This window comes from Commensalibacter communis (genome assembly GCF_947179105.1).
In the GTDB taxonomy this organism is placed as follows: domain Bacteria; phylum Pseudomonadota; class Alphaproteobacteria; order Acetobacterales; family Acetobacteraceae; genus Commensalibacter; species Commensalibacter communis.
This window is the reverse complement of sequence record NZ_CAMXCK010000001.1, coordinates 645,775-661,418: the sequence shown is the minus strand read 5'-3', so window position 1 is coordinate 661,418 and position 15,644 is coordinate 645,775. Positions and strand designations below refer to the sequence as shown.

The 15,644-nt window shown below is 37.7% G+C and carries 20 protein-coding genes; 4 read left to right on the top strand and 16 right to left on the bottom strand.

All coding sequences use genetic code 11. The features are described from left to right. Positions 1-94 precede the first annotated feature (94 nt). Positions 95-652: a DUF177 domain-containing protein gene (locus PQG52_RS03105; protein ID WP_271827859.1), complete on the bottom strand. Its 558-nt coding sequence runs from the start codon at positions 650-652 to the stop codon at positions 95-97. Between the two features lie 110 nt (positions 653-762). Here PQG52_RS03105 and PQG52_RS03100 point away from each other — a divergent pair, with 110 nt between their 5' ends. Next, positions 763-1,383: an outer membrane protein assembly factor BamE gene (locus PQG52_RS03100; protein WP_271827858.1), complete on the top strand. Its 621-nt coding sequence runs from the start codon at positions 763-765 to the stop codon at positions 1,381-1,383. 7 nt (positions 1,384-1,390) lie between these two features. On the opposite strand, the gene PQG52_RS03095 is transcribed toward PQG52_RS03100, so the two are convergent. Genes PQG52_RS03095 through PQG52_RS03085 form a run of 3 tightly spaced genes read right to left on the bottom strand, consistent with a single transcriptional unit; the run spans position 1,391 to position 4,063 of the window. Continuing rightward, entirely contained in the window at positions 1,391-2,782 is a 1,392-nt protein-coding gene (locus tag PQG52_RS03095; RefSeq protein WP_271827857.1) for an ATP-binding protein, read from the bottom strand. 10 nt (positions 2,783-2,792) lie between these two features. Further along, a complete protein-coding gene (locus tag PQG52_RS03090; RefSeq protein WP_271827855.1) occupies positions 2,793-3,527 on the bottom strand; it encodes a response regulator transcription factor in 735 nt (244 codons plus the stop codon). Further along, positions 3,524-4,063, bottom strand: coding sequence for a MarR family winged helix-turn-helix transcriptional regulator (locus PQG52_RS03085; protein ID WP_271827854.1), 540 nt, complete (start codon positions 4,061-4,063; stop codon positions 3,524-3,526). The genes PQG52_RS03090 and PQG52_RS03085 overlap by 4 nt, the downstream gene beginning before the upstream one ends. 158 nt (positions 4,064-4,221) lie before the next feature. Between PQG52_RS03085 and rpsU the strand changes: the two genes are divergently transcribed. After that, positions 4,222-4,425: a 30S ribosomal protein S21 gene (gene rpsU / locus PQG52_RS03080; RefSeq protein WP_008853618.1), complete on the top strand. Its 204-nt coding sequence runs from the start codon at positions 4,222-4,224 to the stop codon at positions 4,423-4,425. 176 nt (positions 4,426-4,601) lie between these two features. On the opposite strand, the gene leuB is transcribed toward rpsU, so the two are convergent. Together leuB and PQG52_RS03070 are read right to left on the bottom strand one after the other, a co-directional pair. After that, a complete protein-coding gene (leuB, locus tag PQG52_RS03075) occupies positions 4,602-5,705 on the bottom strand; it encodes a 3-isopropylmalate dehydrogenase (protein ID WP_271827853.1) in 1,104 nt (367 codons plus the stop codon). A 29-nt stretch (positions 5,706-5,734) separates the two neighbouring features. Continuing rightward, positions 5,735-6,349, bottom strand: a complete 615-nt coding sequence (locus PQG52_RS03070) for a glutathione S-transferase family protein (protein ID WP_271827852.1) — start codon at positions 6,347-6,349, stop codon at positions 5,735-5,737. 139 nt (positions 6,350-6,488) lie between these two features. On the opposite strand from PQG52_RS03070, the gene PQG52_RS03065 reads away from it, so the two are divergent. Further along, complete coding sequence (locus PQG52_RS03065) at positions 6,489-7,241, top strand: hypothetical protein (RefSeq protein WP_271827851.1); 753 nt, start codon at positions 6,489-6,491, stop codon at positions 7,239-7,241. Positions 7,242-7,281: 40 nt separating this feature from the next. On the opposite strand, the gene leuD is transcribed toward PQG52_RS03065, so the two are convergent. From leuD to ffh, 7 genes are all read right to left on the bottom strand, one after another. Next, on the bottom strand, positions 7,282-7,917 hold the full coding sequence (gene leuD, locus PQG52_RS03060) for a 3-isopropylmalate dehydratase small subunit (RefSeq protein WP_271827850.1): 636 nt from the start codon (positions 7,915-7,917) through the stop codon (positions 7,282-7,284). A 1-nt stretch (position 7,918) separates the two neighbouring features. Continuing rightward, complete coding sequence (leuC, locus tag PQG52_RS03055) at positions 7,919-9,322, bottom strand: 3-isopropylmalate dehydratase large subunit (protein WP_271827849.1); 1,404 nt, start codon at positions 9,320-9,322, stop codon at positions 7,919-7,921. A 115-nt stretch (positions 9,323-9,437) separates the two neighbouring features. Beyond that, a complete protein-coding gene (rplS, locus tag PQG52_RS03050; protein WP_271788920.1) occupies positions 9,438-9,830 on the bottom strand; it encodes a 50S ribosomal protein L19 in 393 nt (130 codons plus the stop codon). An 85-nt stretch (positions 9,831-9,915) separates the two neighbouring features. After that, positions 9,916-10,614: a tRNA (guanosine(37)-N1)-methyltransferase TrmD gene (gene trmD / locus PQG52_RS03045; RefSeq protein WP_271788921.1), complete on the bottom strand. Its 699-nt coding sequence runs from the start codon at positions 10,612-10,614 to the stop codon at positions 9,916-9,918. Continuing rightward, the gene (rimM, locus tag PQG52_RS03040) at positions 10,611-11,156 is read right to left on the bottom strand and encodes a ribosome maturation factor RimM (RefSeq protein WP_271788922.1); all 546 of its coding nucleotides are present in this window, start codon (positions 11,154-11,156) and stop codon (positions 10,611-10,613) included. The genes trmD and rimM overlap by 4 nt, the downstream gene beginning before the upstream one ends. Before the next feature lie 36 nt (positions 11,157-11,192). Next, positions 11,193-11,546 (bottom strand): 30S ribosomal protein S16, encoded by a 354-nt coding sequence (gene rpsP / locus PQG52_RS03035; protein ID WP_271788923.1) that lies wholly within the window; start codon positions 11,544-11,546, stop codon positions 11,193-11,195. A 42-nt stretch (positions 11,547-11,588) separates the two neighbouring features. Next, positions 11,589-12,977 carry a signal recognition particle protein gene (gene ffh, locus PQG52_RS03030; RefSeq protein ID WP_271827848.1) on the bottom strand — a complete coding sequence of 463 codons (1,389 nt, stop codon included), beginning with the start codon at positions 12,975-12,977 and terminating at the stop codon, positions 11,589-11,591. Between the two features lie 240 nt (positions 12,978-13,217). Between ffh and PQG52_RS03025 the strand changes: the two genes are divergently transcribed. Then, positions 13,218-13,403: a hypothetical protein gene (locus PQG52_RS03025; protein WP_271827847.1), complete on the top strand. Its 186-nt coding sequence runs from the start codon at positions 13,218-13,220 to the stop codon at positions 13,401-13,403. On the opposite strand, the gene PQG52_RS03020 is transcribed toward PQG52_RS03025, so the two are convergent. The 3 genes from PQG52_RS03020 to PQG52_RS03010 all read right to left on the bottom strand — a co-directional run bounded on the left by PQG52_RS03020 (position 13,393) and on the right by PQG52_RS03010 (position 15,546). Next, positions 13,393-13,896 carry a hypothetical protein gene (locus tag PQG52_RS03020; protein ID WP_271827846.1) on the bottom strand — a complete coding sequence of 168 codons (504 nt, stop codon included), beginning with the start codon at positions 13,894-13,896 and terminating at the stop codon, positions 13,393-13,395. The two genes, PQG52_RS03025 and PQG52_RS03020, sit on opposite strands and share 11 nt — an antisense overlap. Positions 13,897-13,941: 45 nt before the next feature. Continuing rightward, the gene (locus tag PQG52_RS03015; protein ID WP_271827845.1) at positions 13,942-14,865 is read right to left on the bottom strand and encodes a hypothetical protein; all 924 of its coding nucleotides are present in this window, start codon (positions 14,863-14,865) and stop codon (positions 13,942-13,944) included. A 114-nt stretch (positions 14,866-14,979) separates the two neighbouring features. After that, positions 14,980-15,546, bottom strand: coding sequence for a Spy/CpxP family protein refolding chaperone (locus PQG52_RS03010; protein ID WP_271827844.1), 567 nt, complete (start codon positions 15,544-15,546; stop codon positions 14,980-14,982). Positions 15,547-15,644: the final 98 nt, after the last annotated feature.

Genomic DNA, 15,644 nt, shown 5'->3' with positions numbered 1-15,644 from the left:
TATGCAAGCAATAAACGTCGATTATCTGTAAGTTTTACTTTCCTAAGAGTTAATATCCCTTATTTTAAAAAATAACAAGCAGATTAGTACAAAATCATGATTTCTTTTTATCTTTATTCGGAATTTTCAGCTGTTCAAGCACTTTAAATGGGTTTTCTTTTGGCTCTTTATTACCAACAATCTCGACCTCATTTTCACTTAATATCAATGGATTAGATTGTTCAGCATCATCCTTATGAGGATAAGGGTCCAAAAATAATGCCAATTGCTCGGCAGTGACTTCACCTAAATCAATCACATCGTTTTCATAAGGGATAACATCAGGATCATCAATTTCCTCTAACTCTGATGATAGTTTGTCACTCGGAATAAAATGCAGCTCAAACGATTCATTTATTTTTACCAAAAAATCATCCAAAGAAATCACACAATTTTGTATCACTTCTGCCTTCATCTCTCCAATAGCGCGGACTTGTCTACCATGATAATATTTTAACTGATATATACATAGTAAAGACTGCACCTCTGGAATAGAAAAACGCTCCGCCAAAGCCTGTTTTTCATCCTGATTTGCTTCTATTTTTATGGTTAAAGGTTTTTTTTGTATTTGATTAACTTGTACTTTCCTTGAAAACTCGCAACATGCTTTCATTTTTATTCCTTTATATGTTTTTTTTTGTTGAAGTTTTATTCAAACTACAATACGCATTTTTATAACAGGTATTTTTTTTATATCCAAATCTCGAGGAATATTTATCAATCATGCGTCCATGCTTCAATAAGAAACCTCTTGCCCCGTCAGTTAAATCACGATTTCAACCTTTTCGCAAAGCAAGAAAAGGTGCCTGTCTGGCTTCTATTCTTTCAATTGGAATGACTGTATCTGCTTGTTCAATCTTTTCCCCTCCTCCACTTCCCAGAGGGAACATTATTGGCAAAGAAGATCTAAAAGCATTACAGGTCGGCAGCACCAGCAAAGCAGACGTCGTGGATATTCTTGGATCCCCTACTGCATACGCGACCTTTGATCCTAATAATTGGATTTATATTTCTATGATGACGCGACTAGTTCCGTTGTCATATCCAGGCATTACCAAACAAGAAGTATTATCATTATATTTTGATCAAAATGGAACTTTGCAAAAAATACAACATCTTGGAAAAAAAGATGCAAAATCTGTTGGAATGGTTGCAGAAGTTACCCCGACACCTGGAACAAAAACAAATTTCTTCCAACAACTTTTGGGTAATATTGGACAATACTCACCTTTAAGTGCTATGGGATTAGGGAGTACTTTTGGACCCAACAACAGCACTGGTCCTTTTGCCAATAATCCAAATACTGCTGGCGGTATAGGAAGCTCTGGTAACACTATTCGATAAATATAATCTATTTTGGAATAAAAATAACAACACGCAGCCCACCTAGTGGGCTGTTTTGCAATTCAATATCACCGCCATGTCCTTGAACAATATTCAGTGCAATTGCTAATCCTAAGCCTGTCCCTTTTTGGCTATTACCAGTTTGAAAAGGAATAAAAACACTTTCCTTTTTCTCTTCAGGAATGCCTGGGCCGTCATCATCTATAATAAATAAAATCCCTCTACTTCTATCTTGCACCTCAATCGCGACCTTGCCACCGTGCCGTCTGGCATTTTCTAAGATATTCCCCAAAACCCGACGAAGACTACCTGCCCTCACCATCATGTCTGGTAAAGATGCTGGAATATTTGCTGATATAAATTCCGTACCTAATCGATAAGCAGCTGCCACCACGTCTTCGGTTAATTGTACCATATCTGTCGTTTGTGGCTCTTCGGTTCCTTCTCCTCTGGCAAAAGATAGATAACCAGCAATCATTTGCTCCATTTCCTCTGTGTCACCAATCATCTCTGCAATATCTGTCGCTTGATCCTCGGCGTTCATGATTCCTTTTTGCGGTAACATTGCTAAACTTAGTCTTAAACGTGTCAAAGGGGTTCGCAAATCATGGGATACACTGGCAAGAATAACAGTTCGTTGTTTGATAAAACGTAAAATACGCTCTCTCATCACATTGAATGATTCGGCCGCATTGCGTAACTCTTTTGAACCGACAGGCATTAATATTCCAGGATCTCTACCCTTTCCAAATTTTTCTACCGCTTTGGATAATCGACGAATGGCTCTAAATTGCACCCACGCAAATACGGCTGTAATCATAAACAAAATTATGGCGCTGCCAACAATCCAAACGACAAACAACCAAACAGATCCTGCCGTTAATTTTTTCTTTGGAACAAGGAACTGTAAAACACCATTTTTAAGTTGAATCGAAACAATAACTTGATCTGTGTAACTTTGCCAATCTGTTTTAAAAGGAATATCAAGACGATCTGCTAATCCTCGGTCCAATAACTCATCAACTGGCCCTATAACCAACCCGTTATTAGACTGGTTATGTAAATTTTGATTAGGGAACCACTTGATATTCAATTGCAAATATTGTTGTGACTGATCCAATAAAGTAGCACGATATTGTTCAGATTTAGTTGTTGAATATTGTTGAACGATATAACTGATTTCACCGCTAACCGAATCAGTTAAACGACGAGAAACTGTATTTAAAAAAGTTCCATAAAATAACTCTAACGATATAGCCTGAGTGATAATTAAAGGGATGGAAATCATTAATAAAGAACGTGCTAATAAAGAACGCGGTAAAAACCTACGTACTTTTCGATCAGCAGCAATTTTACCTTCCTTGGAAACTCGACGATAACGTTTAAAACTAGCAAACACAATAATTTCCTCAAGATAGAGAATAGCTAGGTTTTAATACATACCCTTTACCTCTGACTGTATGTAGAAACCTAGGTTGTTTGGGATCAGATTCTATTCTTCTTCGTAAACGCGTTACTTGGACATCTACGGCACGCTCACCGATTTCCTCCATCCCAATTTCTTGTACAATATCTTCACGTGACAAAATTTCATTTGGGCGACTTGCCAACACACGTAAAAGCGCTATCTCACCACCCGTTAAATGAATAATCTCATTGTTATGAATTAATAAATTACGAATAGGATCAAATTCCATGTCTCCTAATTTTATCGCCCTTACGTTATCCGTCATAATTGGTTGTTGTAACCGACGTAATTGAGCGCGTAAACGCAGTAAGAGTTCTTTGGGTTCGAATGGTTTTCCAAGATAATCGTCTGCGCCAGCCTCTAAACCAGCAATACGATCTTCTGGTTCCCCTCGAGCGGTGAGGAGAATAATAGGAATGTCTTTTCCTTCTTCACGCAGAGAATGTGTTAGTTGCAACCCATCCTCACCAGGCATTGATACATCAAGAACAATAGCATCTGGTTGAAGAAATTTTAGCATTTCTCTGGCTTCTTTAGCTGATTCTGCACCACTAATACGGAATCCATTTTCATTTAAATATCGTTGCAACAGACGGCGCAGCCGAGGATCATCATCAATGACCAGAACATGTAAAGAATCAGAGTCTTCATTTTTATTAATGCTTTCATCCATCATTCTTTTCCTTTATCTGGTTTTTGACTGGAATGTAATTCAAGTAATTGTTTAGACTCTACACTTAACATACCATAAAGAATACGTTGAAAACCTTCAATATGGATATTATTGGGTGCTTCTCGAAACGCACGGAGAAATTGCTTACGTTGCAACTGAAATAATTTTTCTTCTATCTTCTCACCTTGTGGAGTTAGATATAAGCTTTTTTTGCGTCGATCTTCTGCATTTGTACGATATTCAATATATCCCAGCTCAAGAACATCACGTAAAACGCGATTTAAACTTTGCTTTGTAATCCCTAGCAGCTTGCAAATCTCACTAACACTCGCCCCAGAACAATGACAAACAAATTGCATTAAACGATGATGGGCATGACCTATTCCATACTCTTGTAAAATTGGTTTCGTGGCATTATGCAATTCACAGTCGATAAAAAATAAAACATCTTGCATGAAACGAATCTTTTCCTCACGCAAGAATAAAAGTTCTTCACCTGGTTTTGAAATCGGTAAATCATGGGGAAAAGGACGATACAAATAAAAATCTCTTTAAAACTAAATGAAAAATACAATGAAATTACAATAATCTATTTCTTTTTTAAACGAAATAGCGTATATAACTTTGTCTAGTTATATGTATCCATGGATGATATATAATTAATGTTCACTTAACACACACAGGAGATGACAGCCAAGTGCAAGTTCTTGTTAGAGATAATAATGTTGATCAAGCTTTAAAAGCTTTAAAGAAAAAAATGCAACGCGAAGGTATTTTTCGCGAAATGAAATTACGTCGTCATTACGAAAAACCATCAGAACGCCGTGCGCGCGAATCTGCTGAAGCTGTAAGACGTGCTCGTAAAATGGAACGTAAACGCGTAGAACGCGAAGGCTTCTAGTTTTTTCTTTATTAAGAGTCTACATACGAAAATAATCTTATTTTCATATTCTTCTAATCAAAATTTTTTGTAAGTTGGTGATGTTATTGAACGCTTCGTTATTTATAATGAAGCGTTTTGCTTATTTAAAGCATATAAAAAAGCTCATATTTTTTGGTATGAGCTTTTAATCAAAATTATTTTTTAAGCTCTGCCAACACAGCTTTACCCATATCTTCTGTTCCGACCAGTTTCATCCCATCACTCATAATATCTGGTGTGCGTAGACCTTGGTTTAGAACAGCTTCACAAGCATGTACCACTTTTTCTGAAATTGCTTGTTCATCAAAAGAATAACGCAGCATCATCGCTAGTGATAAAATTTGAGCCAATGGGTTGGCTTTACCCTGCCCTGCAATATCAGGAGCACTGCCATGAATTGGTTCGTATAAAGCTGGGATAACACCATTTGCTTGACGTGCGCCCAACGTTGCAGAAGGAAGCATTCCCAAGCTACCTGTCAACATTGCTGCTAAATCAGATAAAATATCACCGAATAAATTACCGGTTAAAATCGTATCAAATTGTTTCGGATTACGTACTAATTGCATTGCACAATTATCTGCTAGCATATGAGAAAGTTGGACGTCAGAATACTCTTTTTGATGAAGCTCAGTCACAACTTCTTTCCATAAAAGACCACTTTCCATCACGTTACATTTTTCAACAGAACAAACACGATTTTGACGTTGACGCGCTAGTTCAAAAGCAACGCGTGCAATCCTTTCAATTTCAACGGACGTATAAACTTCAGTATTTACCCCTTTACGCGTTCCATCTGGTAAAGTTTCAATACCACGTGGCTCACCAAAATATACACCACCTGTGCTTTCGCGTACAATCATAAGGTCAAGCCCTTGAATAATTTCAGGCTTTACTGTGCTGGCACCAATTAACGAATCAAACACAATCGCAGAGCGTAAATTGGCGAACAATCCCAATTCTTTACGCAGACCAATAATTCCTACTTCAGGACGTTTATCAAATCCTACTTTGTCCCATTTTGGACCACCAACGGAACCAAATAAGATCGCATCTGCAGCTTTTGCTTTGGCAATCACTTCTTCGGTTAAAGGCACACCATTAGCATCGATAGAAGCCCCACCAACAAGATCTTTTTCCACTACAAAGGACAAGTCTGAATTTTCTTGCACCCAATCCAATATATGAAGCGCTTGTTCCATCACTTCTGGGCCGATGCCATCCCCAGCTAATGTTAAGATTTTTTTCTCTTTTGTCATTTCATTTATCCATTACAAAGTAAAAATATTTAAAACATATATTCTTGAAAAAATGGTAGAGCTTCCATTTTTGTAGAAAAAGTTTTTAACTTATTTGATACATGGTTTTTATAAAGATCAGGCAGTTTCTTTTCTATATATTTTATTGCCACAGCAATAGTAATATCTGCTTGCATCACACGTTCAGCAATTACATAACCAGCATCATTGACAATAACATGATGATCCAATAATTCCAAACCAGTCTGTAATTGTTCATCAATACGATCTGCCCATTCTTGATAGAATTTTTCAGGAGGACGGCGATTATATTCCATAAAAAGCTGTACTGCTTTATCACATAACGTCAATGCTATGCCAATTAGATACTGAGATTTTGTAAATTGTTCTAAATCTTTTGGAAATAAAGAACAATCTGCTGAGCATTTCCGATAAAGATATTCTAAAATTAACGTTGAATCAATTAACAAAGTGCCTTCATCAGTTATTAATGAAGGTGCTTTCATTAACGGATTTACAGCCTGCATCTTTTCAATATCATTAAAAACAGAGAGCTGTTGATGTTCAAATGAGAATCCCATTGCTTTTAAAGAAATTGCTACTCTTCGAACATAAGGGGAATCCAACATTCCTATTAATTTCATATTTTTAACGCACCTTCTTAAATCTAATAATATGTCACTATACATAACATTATTGCACTATATTATTAAAAAGATTCTATAAAAATATCTGAAATAGAGTTAAAATTTTATTAATCTTATTATCTTTAGGATTCAAAAAATGCATTTAAATAAACTATATAACAGCATCACTCAAATAACTATACAGAGTAAACTTCAAATACATACAGAAGACAAATATCTTCGCTTTTTATCTGGCACAGGTTTTTTCGTTTATTGCCCTCCATACGAGAATGATATTTTTTTTGTAACAGCCAATCATTGCGTGAAAGAATATAAGAACAATAAATTTATTCTAAAAGGAAAACTAGCAATCCCTTATACATTATCTGGAAAGCCAAGTAGTCCTACAATCAATTTTACGCATTTCTCAGAGGATTTTAGTGATAACCCACTTCACACAGATGATTTTTTTATTGCCATAATCGATAAAAGTGATCCTAAAAATTACTCAATTCTAAAACAAAGAGCTTTACGATTATCAAACCAAGACGATATTGATTCTATTTTAACCAAAAACAACGCTGACTTTATAGCTGTAGGCTATCCAGGTGATTATAAAGCTATAGATCATGATAACATTAAAATATCAGCTGAAGCAAAAGCATTTTCTGGAAAATTTAGAAAAGCAGATAAACAACAACATTATTATGAAGTCTATGACACAGACTGGAAAGCAGAAAATCTTGATGGCTTCAGTGGCTCTCCAGTCCTTTATAATATAAGCAAACAAACAAAACCTGTTTTATTAGGTATCTACACAAGCAAAAGGCGCTTTCTTTCTATAAATCTCGTAACAGATACTATTACAAAATATTTATATAAAAAATACAATAAAGGCTCATTAGAATAAATAATGAGCCTTTATAAACCTCTTTGGTGTCAAACAAGAATTAAGAAGATAACTTTTCCGCAGACACTTTTGGATACCAAGGTTGATTTTGTTTACGCTTTTCTTCAAAATTATCAATAGACTTCACATGCTGTAATGTTTGTCCAATATCATCCAACCCATCTAAAAGTAATTGACGACGCAAAGGATCGACTTCAAAAGAAATCTTTTCCCCATTGGGGCGAATAATTTCTTGTTTTTCCAAGTTAATCGTTAATTTAGCATTTGCTCCCATTTTGGTATCTTCAACCAACTGTTCACAAATATCTCTTGGTAAACGAATAGGCAAAATACCGTTTTTAAAAGAGTTATTAAAGAAAATATCCGCAAAAGAAGGTGCAATCACACAGCGAATACCAAAATCTAACAATGCCCAAGGCGCATGTTCTCTGGAAGAGCCACATCCAAAATTTTCATACGTCACAAGAATTTCGGCTTGACGATAAGGTTCACGGTTTAAAACAAACTCTTCACGCTCTTTACCATTTTCATCATAACGCCATGAATAAAAAGCTGACTTCCCCAAACCACTTCTTTTGGTTGTTTTCAAAAAGCGTGCAGGAATGATTTTATCCGTATCAATATTTTCTTCAGGTAAAGGTGCAGCAATCGCTGTTAAAATATCAAATTTATCCATTTTAAATCATTTCCCTTACGTCTGTTAATTCACCTTTAACCGCAGCCGCAGCAGCCATTGCTGGGGATACAAGATGGGTTCTGCCTCCTGGTCCTTGGCGATCTTCGAAATTACGATTAGATGTTGATGCACAACGTTGACCTGGTTTCAAACGATCTGGATTCATCGCAAGACACATTGAACATCCTGCTTCACGCCATTCAAAGCCAGCATCAATAAAGATCTTATCTAAACCTTCTGTCTCTGCTTGCTTTTTAATCACGCCAGAACCTGGCACAACCAACGCCCACACATGATTTGCAATTTTTTTACCTTTCAAAACATGGGCTGCCGCGCGTAGATCTTCAAGGCGACTGTTGGTACAAGAACCAATGAAAACAGCATCAATTTTAGTGCCCGCAATAGGCGCACCAATTTTTAAATCCATATAATCCAACATACGTTGTTTACGTAACCGTTGAGATTCATCTTTTAGAAGAGCAGGATCTGGAATATTACCTGTAATTGGCAAAACATCTTCTGGGCTGGTTCCCCATGTGACCATTGGCTCTAAATTATCTACATTAATCGTAATGACTTTATCATAATGCGCATCTTCATCAGAAGCTAAGCTTTTCCAATAGTCAATCGCAGCATCAAAATCAGCCCCTTGAGGTGCATTCGGACGACCCTTGATATACTCGAATGTAACTTCATCTGGAGCAATCAACCCTGATCTTGCACCACCTTCGATAGCCATATTACAAACAGTCATACGACCAGCCATATCTAAATTACGAATAACAGAGCCCGTAAATTCAATCACATGACCTGTACCACCAGCAGTACCAATATGACCAATGACAGCTAATACGACATCTTTAGCACTCATCCCTGGCTTTAATGTGCCATTAATTTCAATTTTTAAATTTTTTGCTGGCTTTTGTAACAAGGTCTGCGTTGCCATCACATGTTCAACTTCAGAAGTACCAATACCAAAAGCCAAAGCCCCAAAAGCACCATGCGTTGATGTGTGGCTATCCCCACAAACAATGGTCATACCAGGAAGTGTAATTCCTTCTTCTGGTCCGACAACGTGAATAATCCCTTGTTTATCTGATTTTAATGGGATGAATGGCACACCAAATTCTTTTACATTATGCTCTAATGCTTCTATTTGTTGTCGACTATCATCTTCTTCAATCGGTTTGCTGCGATCTGTTGTTGGAACATTATGGTCGATTACCGCCATCATAGCTTCTGGATTATGAATTTTACGCCCAGCCATACGTAAGCCTTCAAATGCTTGCGGGCTGGTCACTTCATGAATTAAATGACGATCAATATACAGAATTGCGGTACCATCTGGAAGTTGTTCAACCACATGACTATCCCACAACTTGTCAAATAAAGTACGCGCCTTCATTTTTTTTCCTTAATTATTTGCTGTATTTTGTTTCTAAAAAAATATCTGGCAACCTTACTTAAAAAGCTGCCAGATACTTAATATAGTCTTTTATTTGAAACTAATAAATAGAATATTAGTTTTGAGCTGTATCAGCAGCTTTTTTAACATCACGGCTACGTTCTTTAATACGAGCAGATTTACCGCTACGGCTACGTAGGTAATATAATTTTGCACGGCGAACATCACCATGACGTACAACAGTAATCGCAGCAATGGTTGGTGAGTATAGAGGGAATACACGTTCCACACCTTCACCATTAGAAATTTTACGAACAGTAAAATTGCTGTTCAAGCCTTTGTTTGAACGTGCAATAACAACACCTTCGTAAGCCTGAATACGTTTACGTTCACCTTCAACAACGCGAACATCAACACGAACAGAGTCCCCAGGAAAAAATTCAGGAACTGGGCGTTCTGCTGTTAAACGAGCGATTTCCTCTGCCTCGTATTTTTGAATGGTATTCATTTAATCCTATTCCTTTTACAATAAGATAAGTTCTACAATCTTTTAAGCAATTCAAGTAACAAACTATTTATCGTCAGCACTATGTTTATTTATGGTTTCCTTGATAGGATTCCCATAAATCTGGTCTACGTTGTCGCGTTGCATTCTCAGCCTGCTCTTTACGCCAAGAGGCAATCGCACCATGATTTCCAGACAGTAATATTTCAGGCACAGCATAGTCATCCCATTGCGCAGGTTTCGTATAATGAGGATATTCTAGTAAACCCGAGGAAAAACTTTCCTCAACCCCACTTTGATCTGAACCCATCACACCAGGTAATAAACGCACACAAGCATCCATTAAAATCAATGCTGCGGGTTCTCCACCTGAAAGGACATAATCCCCAATAGAAACTTCTTCAATTGTGTGTTTTTGAAAGATCCGTTCGTCGACCCCTTCATAACGACCACAAATGAAATATGCACCTTGACCCGATGCATAACGCACCACGTCAGCTTGTTGTAATAAACGACCTTTAGGAGATAAATAAATGATTGGACGATCATCCTCAGGCTTTGTTGCCTCTAGTGCAGTATCCAAGATATCTGCACGAATAACCATCCCAGCTCCACCACCAAAAGGCGTATCATCAACGGCTTTATGCCGTCCTAAACCAAATTCACGAAGTGCATGCGTTTTTAACGACCAACGCTGATCTTCCAATGCTCTACCTGCAAGGGAATACCCTAAAAAGCCAGGAAACATTTCTGGAAATAACGTTAAGACATCCACTTGCCAAGTCATGATTGATCCTTTGTATTCGATGGACGAACTTCCACCTCATTCGGAGGACAAATCAATAACCAGCCAGATTTGATATCAATCTCAGGAACACAAATTTTGGTAAAAGGAATCAGAGCATTTTCCCCTTGATCCCGTTTTATTTCCAAACTGACCCCTGCGCCGTAATCATGCACAATATGAACCGTTCCAAAGAGTTCCTCTGATTGATCTTCATGCCGAATTTTCGCTTGCAATCCGATTAAATCACTAAAGTAAAATTCTTCTTCTTCGGGTTCAGGTAACAAGTTTCTAGGAATATACAATTTACGATTAGTCAATTTTTCAACGGCATTTCGATCGTCTATCCGTTTTTTTTGACTATCATAAAGTGCTGCAACCTTGCCACTTTGCCAACTTATCGTCCAACGCTCTCCACGATCATCAACCAGTTCACCGTATTTTTCTAAATCTTTTGGATTTTCAACACAAGGATGCAGGTGAACCAAACCACGAACACCGTGGGGCTTCCCTATCGTTCCTATATGAACCAGCTGCGTTTTCATAAAGATTGTTACTCTCTTGCGATAACTAATTTACGATTAAGCAGCAGCTTCTTCGCTCTTTTTAGCAGCAGCCGCAGCACGTTCTTGTGCTTTTTTCTTTGGAGCTGACTGATTAGGTTGTTCACGATATTCAAATTTAGGTGCTAAACCAGCATTGCCTAAGAAACGTGCAACACGGTCGGTCGCTTGTGCGCCTTGTGATAACCAGTGTTTAATACGTTCATCAAACAAACGAATTCTGTCAGCATGATCTGCTGGTAACATTGGGTTATAAGACCCAACTTTTTCAATGAAACGGCCATCCCGTGGTGAACGGCTATCAGCAATAACGATGTGATAATAAGGACGTTTCTTTGACCCTGCACGGGATAAACGAATTTTAAGGCTCATTGACTGTTTCTCTCCAGATATCTAGCCACAATTAAAAAAGAATTAACGCATCATTCCACCACCAGGCGGTGGCGTCATTCCTTTTGGTAAAAGAGCGGATAATCCCTGACGCATTAAACCTTTAACGCCCAGTTTATTAAACCGCTTCATCATAGAAGCCATCTGATCATATTGTTTTAATAGACGATTAACTTCTTGAACTGTAACCCCTGATCCAGCTGCAATACGTTTTTTACGAGAAGCCTTGATAATAGCAGGCTGCTTACGTTCTGCCTTGGTCATGGACGAAATGATCGCCTGATGACGCTTTAGGATAGAGGTGTCTAACTCTTTGTCTCCGAGTTTCTCTTTCATTTTGCCCATACCAGGCATCATATCCATGATATTTGAAATCGAACCCATTTTATTGATTTGACCAATTTGAGCTGCGTAATCATTCAGATCAAATTTGCCTTTAAGCATCTTTTTGGCAAGACGCTCACTTTCTTCTTGGTCGATGGTTTCACTGGCTTTTTCAACCAAGCCAGCAATATCACCCAGACCTAAAATACGGCTGGCAACACGCTCAGGATAGAATTCCTGTAACGCATCCACTTTTTCACCCGTACCAACCAATTTAATCGGCGCACCCGTAATGGCACGCATAGACAACGCCGCACCACCGCGTGCATCCCCGTCCATACGGGTCATGACTACGCCAGTAATACCGACTTTTTCATTGAAACTTTTGGCAGTATGAACCGCATCTTGCCCTGTCATTGCATCAACAACTAACAAGGTTTCAGCAGGTTTGGCAACGTCGCGAATATTTTGGACTTCTTCCATCAATGCTTCATCAATGGATAGACGACCCGCAGTATCCAAAATAACAACATCATACCCTTCAAGACGAGCAACTTCCATCGCACGTTTGGCGATCTGAACAGGCATTTGCCCTTCGATCACAGGTAATGAGGTTACTTTGACTTGATTAGCCAGTTGCTCTAATTGTAACTGAGCAGCAGGACGGTATGTATCCAAGCTGGCTAATAATACTTTTTTACGTTCGCGACGAGTTAAGTAATAGGCAATTTTTGCAGAAGTCGTGGTTTTACCAGACCCTTGTAACCCCACCATTAAATAAGGAATAGGAGGCACGGCATTCAGATTTAACGGAACTGCCCCTGCACCACCCAAAGCTTCGATCAACGCATCGTTGACGATTTTTGCAATGGCTTGACCTGGGGAAATATTATGGAGGACTTCTTGACCAACAGATTTCTCTTGAACTCTGTTAACAAAGTCTTTGACCACTGGCAAAGCAACGTCCGCATCCAACATCGCCAAGCGGATTTCTCGCATGGCTTCATTGACATCTTCTACAGACAGGGAACCGCGTTTTGACAACCCATCAAATACGCCAGAAAGCTTTCCAGATAAACGATCAAACACGTTAAATCATCCTACAGTTTTAAGCAATAAATAACGCGTCACTGCACGAGTCTTCGCGAGGTGACGTTTCTTATCTTTGGGATGAGAATAGTTTAACTTATTGGTAAATGTCAAGAAAGAATATAATTAAAAGTTAATTTAATTAGATACTAATAGAAAGTCAGATGATTCATTGGATGGTAAATACCAACATCCTGAAACGCGTAACCGACCTATGGCATCAAATGGAATGGATATTGAATGGGCAAAACGGAATCAAACAATTACCCAAATATTACCAATCATCAAATCTTTCATATGAATTTTAATGGTAATATTTTACAAGATCCATCCAGTTTAACAAAAAACGTTGCCTCTGCAATGGGAAACAAAGCAATGATGACTGGTGATGCAATCAATGTTGGAGCCAGAGGGGTTATTGTCTAAGTTTTTTACATCTCTCGTTTAAAACATCAAAAGCTTCATGAACTCTATCTTTGAAGTAACGAAGTTGTAGATTAATGAGTTGATCAATATTCAAACCGTCCCTACGAAAATAAAATGTTTTATTAGCATAACGTTTTGCCATAGAATCTGTTGAAATAAATTTTATCCCAGCGGTTGGATCATCATCGCCTATTTGTTCAAGTCTATATCGATAGGTATCCACGAGGGATTTGAGTATTGAATCTTCGAATACACAAATATCATTTTCAGGAGAGGCTTCTCGAGTATTATTGTAACAATCCCGAACAACATCAATGGATTTGGAAATTCTGGAAGAGATGTCAAGAGAGCAATATGCAGGCGTTAACGCATTCACGGCTGCATCAAATATTTTTTGTGGCAGTTGTGTGGAGGTATCTTTAACTTTTTGTTCCTCTGCATGCACAACAACAGGTGCTGATAAAAGAGCAAGTTTAAGGATAAGTTTTTTCATACATTATATAACCTAAAGAAAGTAATCATTATTATTGAACTGTAATTACAGCAATCCTTTTAACAACATATATTTTTCCTTCAACTGCGTTCTTTGCTCGACCGTTAAAACCTGAAATAATGAAGATAATGTTTGCAATTGATAGCTTTCTAATAAATATTCTTTCGTTATTAATTGATTAAATAGTGCTTGATATTGTTTTGTTTTTATTTGTTCTGATGGCTGCGCCAAAAGTGCAGTAAAGCGACCTACAAAGTCGCCCATCTCTTGTCTCAACACACAAGATTGTGTCTCTTGTAAGCGCATAACATTACGAAAATGCCCTTCTTGAGAATTGGTCAAAGGCAATTTAGAGATGATTTGTTCTAACATCTCTATCTTTGGACTGTTTTCTATACAATACGATATTGAAATTAGTGGCAATGTTGTAAAATCACTGGGTTTGTCACCACTAATTAACGCATCCGTTGAGTGATGTAACGCAGTCTGTTGTTTTACAAATTCATTTTTGGCTGTAATATATCGTGCATAATCAGCGATAACATCTTGCCATTCTTTTTGTGACAGTAACTTTCGAATAGATATAATCGTTTTTAGTTTATTCTCTATTCTATTTTGCGTTAGAGAGGTTAATTGATCATAAAATGGTTGTAGCTGTTCTGTAGTAACATCCCTATTTTCAAAAAGCATAGCAATGATTTGCTGTAACAAGCCATCATATTGCATTTGTAATATACAAGCCTGTGTGCGAGCATCATTTATAATAATATGAATTCGTTCTTTTTGAGATTGTGTTATTTTTTGCGTTGGTAGAGGAAGTTCAAAAGTTATTTTTTCAGGTGAAATCATTCGGCACGATTGTGGTATTTCACTCATGGAAGCCGGCTCAGTTGCCAAAGCGTTCAACCCGCTTACCATAAAACAAATGAAGGATAGAACTTTAACTTTTAAAGTTAAACAATTTTTCATGAGCTTGTCACTTTAAAAAACATTTTTTCATCACTGTAGCACTATGAACCAAATATGAAAAAAGCCTGCTACAAATTATTGTAACAGGCCTCAAAACTAACCTATATTTTTAAATTAAGGTTCTGAAGGAGGTGATGGTGCATCTTCTGGAGATGGCGCATCCATTTCACGCAACTCTTTCATTTGCTCCCTAATTGATTTAATTTTTGTATAACGAACCTTAGCTTTAGCCAATTGTTCTGGTGTCAACACATCGCGTAATGCTAAAATAGTCTTTAGGTGACTTTCTTTTGTCGTTTTTTCCAAAACTGCTTGCTTTTCCAAGATTGGCTTTAACGTCTCATCAGTTACTTTTCCAGGTGATAATAACGCTGCAGCCATCTGATCGTGAATAGATTTCATTGCTTCACGATTAGTTTTTTCTTCTTTACGAGCTGCGTCGATGATGTCATGAATCTTTTGTTTTTGTTCTTTAGTTAACTTGACACCTTGGAAGATCATTCCCATCGGACCAACAGCTGGGCCAAACATCCCACCTGGACGATGAGGCGGTGGCGGTGGTGGCAACTCACCCGGAGGTGGTGGAGGTGGTGCTTCGGGATGAGCGAACGCAGCACCAATAGCACCTAAACTTAATCCACTAGCAACTACCATAGAAGAGAGCATTTTTTTATTAAACATTACTTTAATCCTTATTTTCATTTACACAATTTGAAATTATAGCCAAACTTGTATTGTGCTCTTGTTAAGAGTTTCGATAATCTTTTAGGCAAAAATAT

What these genes read in the sequence shown, in the direction of transcription:
- PQG52_RS03105 (WP_271827859.1), bottom strand. Translation starts at nt 652, where the DNA reads ATGAAAGCATGTTGCGAGTTTTCAAGGAAAGTACAAGTTAATCAAATA.
- PQG52_RS03100 (WP_271827858.1), top strand. Translation starts at nt 763, where the DNA reads ATGCGTCCATGCTTCAATAAGAAACCTCTTGCCCCGTCAGTTAAATCA.
- PQG52_RS03090 (WP_271827855.1), bottom strand. Translation starts at nt 3,527, where the DNA reads ATGATGGATGAAAGCATTAATAAAAATGAAGACTCTGATTCTTTACAT.
- leuB (WP_271827853.1), bottom strand. Translation starts at nt 5,705, where the DNA reads ATGACAAAAGAGAAAAAAATCTTAACATTAGCTGGGGATGGCATCGGC.
- PQG52_RS03070 (WP_271827852.1), bottom strand. Translation starts at nt 6,349, where the DNA reads ATGAAATTAATAGGAATGTTGGATTCCCCTTATGTTCGAAGAGTAGCA.
- PQG52_RS03065 (WP_271827851.1), top strand. Translation starts at nt 6,489, where the DNA reads ATGCATTTAAATAAACTATATAACAGCATCACTCAAATAACTATACAG.
- leuD (WP_271827850.1), bottom strand. Translation starts at nt 7,917, where the DNA reads ATGGATAAATTTGATATTTTAACAGCGATTGCTGCACCTTTACCTGAA.
- leuC (WP_271827849.1), bottom strand. Translation starts at nt 9,322, where the DNA reads ATGAAGGCGCGTACTTTATTTGACAAGTTGTGGGATAGTCATGTGGTT.
- rplS (WP_271788920.1), bottom strand. Translation starts at nt 9,830, where the DNA reads ATGAATACCATTCAAAAATACGAGGCAGAGGAAATCGCTCGTTTAACA.
- trmD (WP_271788921.1), bottom strand. Translation starts at nt 10,614, where the DNA reads ATGACTTGGCAAGTGGATGTCTTAACGTTATTTCCAGAAATGTTTCCT.
- rimM (WP_271788922.1), bottom strand. Translation starts at nt 11,156, where the DNA reads ATGAAAACGCAGCTGGTTCATATAGGAACGATAGGGAAGCCCCACGGT.
- rpsP (WP_271788923.1), bottom strand. Translation starts at nt 11,546, where the DNA reads ATGAGCCTTAAAATTCGTTTATCCCGTGCAGGGTCAAAGAAACGTCCT.
- PQG52_RS03025 (WP_271827847.1), top strand. Translation starts at nt 13,218, where the DNA reads ATGGGCAAAACGGAATCAAACAATTACCCAAATATTACCAATCATCAA.
- PQG52_RS03020 (WP_271827846.1), bottom strand. Translation starts at nt 13,896, where the DNA reads ATGAAAAAACTTATCCTTAAACTTGCTCTTTTATCAGCACCTGTTGTT.
- PQG52_RS03015 (WP_271827845.1), bottom strand. Translation starts at nt 14,865, where the DNA reads ATGAAAAATTGTTTAACTTTAAAAGTTAAAGTTCTATCCTTCATTTGT.
- PQG52_RS03010 (WP_271827844.1), bottom strand. Translation starts at nt 15,546, where the DNA reads ATGTTTAATAAAAAAATGCTCTCTTCTATGGTAGTTGCTAGTGGATTA.